The organism is Bacillus sp. C30, from assembly GCF_040838255.1.
Taxonomy (GTDB): domain Bacteria; phylum Bacillota; class Bacilli; order Bacillales; family Bacillaceae_G; genus Bacillus_A; species Bacillus_A mycoides.
On record NZ_JBFPJH010000423.1, the window covers coordinates 1 to 2,518 of the forward strand.

The window sequence follows — 2,518 nt, forward strand, 5'->3', positions numbered from 1 at the left end:
CCAAAAAGCTGAAGCAATCACATTAAAATTTGCAAAACCGCTTATTTTATTTGATAAAATTATGTATCCGTTCATTTGGCTTCTCAATAGTGCAGCTATATTTTTCACAAAATTACTCGGTTTAGAGCCTGCGAAAGAAAATGAACTTGCCCATTCCGAAGAAGAACTACGACTCATTTTAGGTGAAAGCTATAAAAGCGGCGAAATTAATCAAACCGAATATAAATATGTAAATAATATTTTTGAATTTGATGATCGTGTTGCTAAAGAAATTATGGTACCTAGAACTGAAATGGTTTGTTTATTTACTGAAAATACGTTAGAAGAAAATATGAAAATCGTTGCAACTGAAAAGTATACACGTTATCCTATTATTGAAAAGGATAAAGATGATATTATTGGAATGATAAATACGAAAGAGATTTTTCATAATCAAACAAAAAGCATTTACAAACCACTTGATGCCTACATACATCCTGTTTTAACTGTATTTGAAACAGTTCCCATTCGTAAAACGTTAATACACCTCCAAAAGAACCGCGTACAAATGGCGATTGTTATGGATGAATACGGCGGAACTGCTGGCCTTTTAACGATGGAGGATATTCTTGAAGAAATTATCGGAGAAATTCAAGATGAATTTGACGCAGACGAATCACCAATGATTGAAAAGCGTACTCCTAGGCTTACTGTTTTAGATGGGAAAGTACTCATTTCTGAAGTAAATGATATGTTTGGCCTACATATCGATGAAAGTGATTTAGATACAATTGGTGGTTGGCTTCTCTCTCAATCAATTGATTTAAATATTGAGGCTGGCTATTCAGTTGAATATGATGGTTTTCAATTTAAAGCATTAGAACTTGATGGGCATCAAATTAAAAAGATTGCTGTACATAAATTAGATACTACAAAGGAGTTATAAAGTGACTGTTTTACTAACAATTTGTATCATTGCTTGTTTCATTGTTTCATTTCTTGCCTTTATATACCCCATTATCCCTGGCATCCTTGCCGTATGGGCTGGCTATTTCATTTATCATTTTGGAATAAACGGCGGAGAGTTAACGACATCTTTTTGGATTATTCAAGTCATTTTTACACTCTTCATTTTCGTTGCTGACTTTATTGCAAATGGATACTTCCTAAAAAAATACGGAAGTACAAAATCGGGCGAACGTGTTGGTATGGTTTCTATCATTGTCGGATCGTTCTTCTTCCCACCATTCGGGCTTATTATCATACCGTTCTTATCTGTATTTATTACGGAACTAATGCATAAAAAGGCGCCAAAAGACGCCCTTTTAGTCGGAATTGCAACTGTTGTCGGTTTTTTAAGTAGTACAGTAGCGAAAGCAATTCTCCAAATCATTATGATTATCATCTTTGTATGCTATATCATTTTTTAGCCATCCCTATTTTGGGATGGTTTTTTAATATGAAATACCTACTCGGCTTTTCTCGTATAAGCTTTTATTACGTAAACTCCATGTAAACTGAGCTGTATCACCAACTGTGATTTTCGATCCATCTGTTGGCAACATATCTTGTTCAGTTCGATATACACCGGTTACATCACCATCTATTAAATGCGTCGGACAAACAACAGTCCAACATAGTTTACTATTATTCAGCGCTTCATAAGCAGCTAAATGATCTTCCGCAGCTGTTGTCATTTTTCTTTTCGATTCTTTTGATTGGAAACGATATATACTTGGGTTTGTTCGTGCTTGTAAAATACCAGCAGTTCCTATTGTAACAATTTTCTTTATGCCCTCTTCTTCCATTTGCTTTATAATAATCGGTAAACTCTTCTCTAACGTCCCATTCCGATCAGTTCCAAGAGCACTAATTACAATATCACATCCTTTAATCGCTTCCTTTATATCATTTCCGTTTAACACATTTCCCTCTATAATATGTAACCTTTCATGCTCTGTTTCCACTCTACTCAAATCACGAACTAATACCGTCACTTCATATGAATCATGTAATGCCAATTTCATAATGTGTGATCCTACTCTACCTGTCGCTCCTAATATACATACTTTCATATATTATCCCCTCTTCCATTCTTTCTCTCTATTTTTCCGCAAAACTTACAAATATACAACAAAAAAGCTCCCTCATATATGTGAGGAAGCTCTATTATCCATTTATCCCGCATTAACGGGCAGTAAATTCGGCGAATGCGAGGAAATTAGGCGGGAGATAACTGCCCGTAAATGCCCGATTGGTGTGGGCTAATAATCAGTGGGGATGGACAAAATCCCCACTGATTAAAGTTTCACTTTATTTCTTTTCTTTCGAATCAGAAGATTTTTCTGTTCCACTTGTTTCTTTATCTTTCTTTTCATCTTGCTGCGAAGTTGTGTCATCCTCTTTCTTTTTATCCTCATCTTTACTACAACCTACCATTAATAAAGAACTTGCAAGTGCCATAGCAGCTAATGACTTAACCCATTTGTTCATTTGCGTTTCCTCCCTTTGATAGAATATGTACAACCCCATATTACTC

The 2,518-nt window shown here is 35.1% G+C and carries 4 protein-coding genes; 2 read left to right on the top strand and 2 right to left on the bottom strand.

What is annotated here, in order from left to right:
* Positions 1 to 925 (top strand): hemolysin family protein (locus tag AB3X49_RS21180; RefSeq protein WP_367964560.1); only part of this gene is annotated, 925 nt, incomplete at its 5' end.
* 1 nt (position 926) lies between these two features.
* On the top strand, positions 927 to 1,409 hold the full coding sequence (locus AB3X49_RS21185; RefSeq protein ID WP_000217328.1) for a DUF456 domain-containing protein: 483 nt from the start codon (positions 927 to 929) through the stop codon (positions 1,407 to 1,409).
* Positions 1,410 to 1,433: 24 nt separating this feature from the next.
* Here AB3X49_RS21185 and AB3X49_RS21190 read toward each other — a convergent pair whose 3' ends face one another.
* Both AB3X49_RS21190 and AB3X49_RS21195 read right to left on the bottom strand, forming a co-directional pair.
* Complete coding sequence (locus tag AB3X49_RS21190; RefSeq protein WP_002168577.1) at positions 1,434 to 2,054, bottom strand: NAD(P)-dependent oxidoreductase; 621 nt, start codon at positions 2,052 to 2,054, stop codon at positions 1,434 to 1,436.
* A 238-nt stretch (positions 2,055 to 2,292) separates the two neighbouring features.
* Complete coding sequence (locus AB3X49_RS21195; protein WP_002012451.1) at positions 2,293 to 2,472, bottom strand: hypothetical protein; 180 nt, start codon at positions 2,470 to 2,472, stop codon at positions 2,293 to 2,295.
* Positions 2,473 to 2,518 lie beyond the last annotated feature (46 nt).